5 protein-coding genes and 1 pseudogene are annotated in these 5,656 nt (G+C 67.9%); 2 read left to right on the forward strand and 4 right to left on the reverse strand.

Annotated elements, in window-relative coordinates:
• The 3 genes and pseudogenes from AC5RV2_RS13905 to AC5RV2_RS13915 all read right to left on the reverse strand — a co-directional run.
• Positions 1-647: pseudogene (locus AC5RV2_RS13905) on the reverse strand (ABC transporter substrate-binding protein); the annotation flags it as partial.
• A 93-nt stretch (positions 648-740) separates the two neighbouring features.
• The gene (gene murJ / locus AC5RV2_RS13910) at positions 741-2,441 is read right to left on the reverse strand and encodes a murein biosynthesis integral membrane protein MurJ (RefSeq protein ID WP_494092820.1); all 1,701 of its coding nucleotides are present in this window, start codon (positions 2,439-2,441) and stop codon (positions 741-743) included.
• A gap of 53 nt (positions 2,442-2,494) precedes the next feature.
• On the reverse strand, positions 2,495-3,019 hold the full coding sequence (locus AC5RV2_RS13915; RefSeq protein ID WP_493978228.1) for an NUDIX hydrolase: 525 nt from the start codon (positions 3,017-3,019) through the stop codon (positions 2,495-2,497).
• Between the two features lie 102 nt (positions 3,020-3,121).
• Here AC5RV2_RS13915 and AC5RV2_RS13920 point away from each other — a divergent pair, with 102 nt between their 5' ends.
• Positions 3,122-4,588: a CCA tRNA nucleotidyltransferase gene (locus AC5RV2_RS13920; protein ID WP_494092821.1), complete on the forward strand. Its 1,467-nt coding sequence runs from the start codon at positions 3,122-3,124 to the stop codon at positions 4,586-4,588.
• Positions 4,589-4,590: 2 nt separating this feature from the next.
• The gene (locus AC5RV2_RS13925; protein ID WP_494092822.1) at positions 4,591-5,211 is read left to right on the forward strand and encodes a histidine phosphatase family protein; all 621 of its coding nucleotides are present in this window, start codon (positions 4,591-4,593) and stop codon (positions 5,209-5,211) included.
• Between the two features lie 3 nt (positions 5,212-5,214).
• Here the strand turns inward: AC5RV2_RS13925 and AC5RV2_RS13930 are convergent.
• Positions 5,215-5,656, reverse strand: a 442-nt coding sequence (locus AC5RV2_RS13930; protein ID WP_494092823.1) for a DUF418 domain-containing protein, incomplete at its 5' end; no start/stop codon positions are given.

Consider the following 5,656-nt stretch of genomic DNA (forward strand, 5'->3'; position numbering starts at 1 on the left):
GGGCTCGCGATCTGTGGGGCCGGGGGAGCGGAGGGCGGCGGCGGCACGATCGCCCCGGCAGATGCTGCGGCGGCCGCAGCTCCCGCAGCGGACCCGGCGCCTCGGGCCGGGGCCTCAGCACGGGCGCCGAACCGGGGCTTGGACGTCCCGTCGCCGCCGTTCCGGCCCAATTTGGGCAGGTCAAGTTTGTTCAGCCTCTCGCGCAGGCTCTGCCGAGGCTCCTCGTCGTAGTCCTCATACTCGTATTCGTCCTCATACGGCTCCGGCTCCGTGGAACGGGCCTGGCCGAAGATCTCCGAACCGAGTGTGTCGGTGAAGAAGGGCTCTACATACGGCCCGTCCTGCTGAATGACCAGGTCCAGCAGGTCGGCCGCCTGGGCCTCGTTGGTCACCAGGTAGGTGAACCCGTCGGCATTGCCGAGGTCCAGCACCTGGACGTTGCCCGCCCGCTCGCCGGTGGCGATCTCGCGGGCGCTCATGGCGACCTGGCTGGCATTCTCCGGCGCTGCCACCAGGATGCTGACCGGCCGGTTGAGCACCTGGTCAATGCCGTCCAGGACCAGATCGTTTTCGGCGGACGCAAGCACTTGGGCAGTGACCTTGTAACGGCCACCAAGCAGCATGCCCACATCAACTGGCTGCGGCACTAGTTCCTCCCGGCGAAATGTCCTGGGCAGGTGCCCGTGACTGGATAATTTGGTTTCCATGCTATCCGCTGCCGGACCCGATACCCGCTTCTGTCAGGCGCGTCCGGGCAACCGTTTAAGTATCGGCCGCAGGAAGTCCTGCAGCTCCTCGACCCGAAGCGCGCGCAGGAGCAGCAGGTATACAGCCGCCATGACCAGTCCGACGACGGCGATGGTCACCATGGCGGTGGCGATGGACTGCCAGGCGAATCCGCCGTTGGCGTAACCGCCGAACAGCCACAGGACCGCTGCGCCCACCAACCCGGAGCCCAATCCGGCATAACCGAGCCGGATGTAGGTATCCACGACGCGGCCCGCGCCGTAGTCGCCCAGCCGGCGGCGGGCAAAGAAGTGGGCAAGGACCGCCGAGACCACGTGGAACACCGTGAACAGCAGTGCCAGCGCGTAGACCACCAGGGTGGGATCGATCAACCAGGCGATCAGCACGGCCAGGACCACCGACGCGCCGGAGCAGATCGCCTGCATGATCAACGGCGTTTTGGCGTCTTCCTCCGCATAGAACACCCGGCCCAGGAAGAAGTAGATGCTCATGAAGGGCATGCCGGCCGCGAGGATGGTCAGCACCTGGCCCATCGACGCAGCGGAGGCCGCGGCGGTGGGGCCCGACCCGGCAAACAAGCGGGCCAGCGGGCCGGCCAGCACCACCACGGAGGCGGCCCCGAAGACGGTGGCGACGCCGATGGTGCGCAGCCCCGAGTTCACGGTATGCCGCACGTCGTCCACCGCCCCGCTCGATTGCTGGCGGGACAACTGGTTGAACAGCACCGTGGCCACCGAGAGGACGAAGACCGAATGCGGCAGCATGGCGATCAGTTGGGCGGTATTCAGGGCGTACTCGCCGGGGACCGAGGCGCCGGACCCTGCCAGCTCGGCGCGCGCGGCCGTGGCCCCGGAGGCGATCGACCCGTAGAAGAGGTACGCGGTGTTGGCGATGACCATGGTGGCCAGGCTCCACATTGCCACCTTTCCGGTGGCGGCGAAGCCCATGCCGCGCCAGCCGAGCTTGAGCTTGAGGCCCATCCCCAGCCGTCCCAGCGGCCACAACAGGATCAGCGCCTGCAGCACGATGCCCAGCGTGGTGCCGCCGGCCAGCACCATCGTCTGGGCACTGGTCCAAAGCTCCGGGTTGTCCTTGCCGGGCAGATAGCGGCCGTACAGTGCGATGTACAGCACCAGCGTGCCGATGGCGACGACATTGTTCAGGGCGGGGGCCCACATGTACCAGCCGAACCGGCCGTGGGCGTTGAGCACCTGGCCCACCACGGCGTACAGCCCGTAGAAAAAGATCTGCGGCAGGCACCACACGGCGAAGACGGTGCCGAGTTCCAGCATGACCGGCGTCCAGCCGCGGGTCAGGGCGGAGATGATCGGCGCGGCCAGCAGCGTTGCCAGCAGCGCGATCCCGGCCAGCACCAGCAGCGTCAGGCTCAGCAGCCGGCTGACGAAGTCCGCCCCGCCGTCGCTCTTCTGGCTGGCCTTGATGATCTGCGGCACCAGCACCACGTTGAACACCCCGCCCGCCAGCAGCAGGTAGATGATGTTCGGGATGGTGTTGGCCTTCTCGAAGATGTCGCCCATCGTCGTGTTGGCGCCGATCGCGACCGCCAGCAAAGCGGTGCGGACAAACCCCAGAACGCGGGACACCATGGTCCCGGCCGCCATGATGGCACTGGACTTGGCTGTGCTGTGCTGCTGCACGGACGGGCTGGGGGAGGGGGTCTGGGTCTCGGACATCGTCCTCTATGTTCTCACCTGAAACCGGCCGGATCGCCGGATCCGGCCGGGGCTCAAAGGTGCCCGGGCAGGACTTCCCGGGCCAGGTCCACGATCCGCCGCTCGTTGGGGAAGGACAGCTTCCGGCCCAGCTCGGCCAGCGGAACCCAGGCCACGTCCACTGCCTCATGGTCCGGATCATTTTCGATGGTCAGCAGGCCGCCGGTGGCCTCGAGCAGGAAGTGGTGCACGGTCTTGTGGACGCGGTGGCCGCTGACGGTGAACCAGTAATCGATGCTGCCCAGCGTGGCCAGCACGCGGCCCTTGATCCCTGTTTCTTCTTCGACTTCCCGGACGGCGGCCTCTTCATTGGTCTCCCGGCCCTCGGGGTGACCCTTGGGCAGGCACCACTCGAGCCGGCCGCCGCGGTTGAAGCGCGCGATGATGGCCACGTTCAGGTCCGGGGTCGACGTATCGACCACCACGCCGCCGGCCGAGATCTCCTCCACGGTGGGCAGGGAATGGTGTCCGGGCGCGGCGCTGCCCACTGACGCTGTCAGCGGGGTGCGCTTCGGGGCGCTCGGAACCGGGTGTGCCATGCAGTCCACTCTAACGATTTTTGTAACGGGCCGATGATGCCGGGGCCGAGCCGCGGGACTTTGTTAAACATCGCGCCCGGCATCTGGCACGCTTAAGTCACTATGGTTCACCTTTTTGGTTCGCAGTTCGCATCAGCACCCGGTTCCAACGTCCCGTCCCTGCCGTTGCCGGACGTCGTGATCGAACTGGGAGAACTGTTTGCGGCAGCGGGTCACGAACTCTCGCTGGTCGGCGGACCGGTGCGCGACCTGTTCCTGGGCCGGATCTCCCCGGACCTCGATTTCACGACCGACGCCGATCCCGATGCCACCATCGCCGTCGTCGGGAAGTGGGCGGACAAGTTCTGGGAGATCGGCCGCGATTTCGGGACCATCGGCCTGCGCAAGGGTCAGCACATGATCGAGGTGACCACCTACCGGGCCGAGGCCTACGACCCGGATTCCCGCAAGCCCGTGGTGGCGTTTGGAACCTCCCTGGAGGATGACCTGTTCCGCCGCGACTTCACCATGAATGCCATGGCCCTGCGGCTGCCGTCGCTGGAACTGGTGGATCCGCATGGCGGCGTCAAGGACCTCCACGCGGGCGTGCTGCGCACCCCGGGCGCGCCGTCGGCGTCGTTCTCCGATGACCCCCTCCGTATGATGCGTGCCGCGCGGTTCGCCTCCCAGCTCAACGTGGCCGTGGCACCCGAGGTGGAGGAGGCGATGACGGACATGGCCGCGCGGATCGAGATCATCTCCGCCGAACGCGTCCGCGACGAACTGACGAAGCTGATCAATGGCAAGGACCCGCGCGCCGGCGTGGACCTGCTGGTGGACACCGGCCTTGCGGATTACGTGCTGCCGGAGGTCGCGGCGCTGCGGCTGGAGATCGATGAGCACCACCGGCACAAGGACGTCTACCAGCACTCGCTCACCGTGTTGGAGCAGGCCTGCGCCTTGGAGACGGACGACGACGGCGCGGTGCCCGGTCCGGACTTCGTCCTGCGGTTCGCGGCCCTGATGCACGACGTCGGCAAGCCGGCTACCCGCCGGTTCGAACCCTCCGGCGCGGTCAGCTTCCGCCACCACGACGTGGTGGGCTCCAAGCTCACCGCCAAGCGGATGAAGAAGCTGCGTTTCGACAACGAGACCATCAAGGCGGTGTCCCGGCTGGTGGAACTGCACATGCGCTTTTACGGCTACGGGGAGGCGGGCTGGACGGATTCGGCCGTGCGCCGCTACGTCAACGACGCCGGACCGCTGCTGGAGCGGCTGCACCGGCTGACCCGCTCCGACGTGACCACGCGAAACAAGCGCAAGGCGGAGCGGCTCGCCTTCGCCTACGACGACCTGGAGCAGCGGATCGCCACGCTGAAGGAACAGGAGCAAATGGACGCCGTCCGGCCGGACCTGGACGGGGCCCAGATCATGGCGCTGCTCGGGATCCGGCCCGGCCCGCTGGTCGGCCGCGCCTACAAATTCCTGCTGGAAGAGCGGCTGGAGAACGGCCCGGCGGCGCAGGAAGAGGCAGAGGCGAAACTGCTGGCCTGGTGGCGGACGCAGCCGGAATACGCGGAGCAGGCATAGTTATGGTCGCGGCCGAACCGCATGATTTTCCGGTGTTGTGGCTGATGCGCCACGGCGAAACCGAGTGGTCGCGCGACCACCGGTACACCGGGTTGGCCGACCTTGAGCTGACTCCGGCCGGGGTCCAGCAGGCCCGCGACGCCGCGGCGAAGCTGGCGGGAGTCCGTTTCCACACCGTCTTGACCTCCCCCTTGGCGCGTGCCCGCCGGACGGCCGAACTGGCCGGCTACCCCGAAGCGGAGGTGGTGGCCGAAGCGCATGAATGGGACTACGGGGACTATGAAGGCCTCCAGAGCGCGGCCATCCGGGCCAAGGATCCCACGTACCTGATCTGGACCCACGGCGTCCGCGGCGGCGAGTCGCTGCAAGAGGTGGCGGACCGGGCCGATCATGTGATCGCCAAGGTGCTGGACAGCACGGCCCCGCGTCCCACCCCGTCGTCCGAACCGCCAGGGCCCCGCCAGGTCTTGCTGGTGGCACACGGGCACTTCCTCCGCGTGCTTGCGGCCCGCTGGCTTGGCCTGGAACCCATCGAGGGCCGGCACTTCGTGCTGGATACCGCTGCCGTCTGCCGGCTGGGGTGGGACAAGAAGACGCCCGCGATTGCGGGCTGGAACCTCTAGCCGCTAACGGAGCATGGCCGGACGCCGCCAGTAGGTGAGGCTGCGCAGCAGCCACTCCAGCGGCCCGTACCGGAACCTCTTCACCCACCAGGCGCTGGCCAGCAGTTGCGCCACGAAGAGGAGCCCCGCCACCCCGAGCACCGCGGGCGGGGCCAACCGGGCGGTCAACGCCAGCCCGAAACCCGTGAAGACCAGGGCCATCAGCACGGACTGTCCCAAATAGTTGGTCAGCGCGAGGCGGCCTGCGGGAGCCAGCACTGTGCACAGGGCGCGTCCGGCCGCGGTGCGGAAGGACAGCAACAGCACTCCGACGTAACCGGCCGTCAGCAGCGGCCCGGTCAACGCGGAAATGCCAAAGGCCACCACGGTCATCGCGGGACCGCCGACGCCGTGCTGCAACCACGCCTGCAGCGCAGAAGCGGCCAGCCCGGCCGGCAGCGCCGTG

Source organism: Arthrobacter sp. Y3225116, assembly GCF_059091245.1.

Coding starts and splice junctions, on each gene's coding strand:
- AC5RV2_RS13920 (WP_494092821.1), top strand. CDS start 3,122: ATGGTTCACCTTTTTGGTTCGCAGTTCGCATCAGCACCCGGTTCCAAC.
- AC5RV2_RS13915 (WP_493978228.1), bottom strand. CDS start 3,019: ATGGCACACCCGGTTCCGAGCGCCCCGAAGCGCACCCCGCTGACAGCG.
- murJ (WP_494092820.1), bottom strand. CDS start 2,441: ATGTCCGAGACCCAGACCCCCTCCCCCAGCCCGTCCGTGCAGCAGCAC.
- AC5RV2_RS13925 (WP_494092822.1), top strand. CDS start 4,591: ATGGTCGCGGCCGAACCGCATGATTTTCCGGTGTTGTGGCTGATGCGC.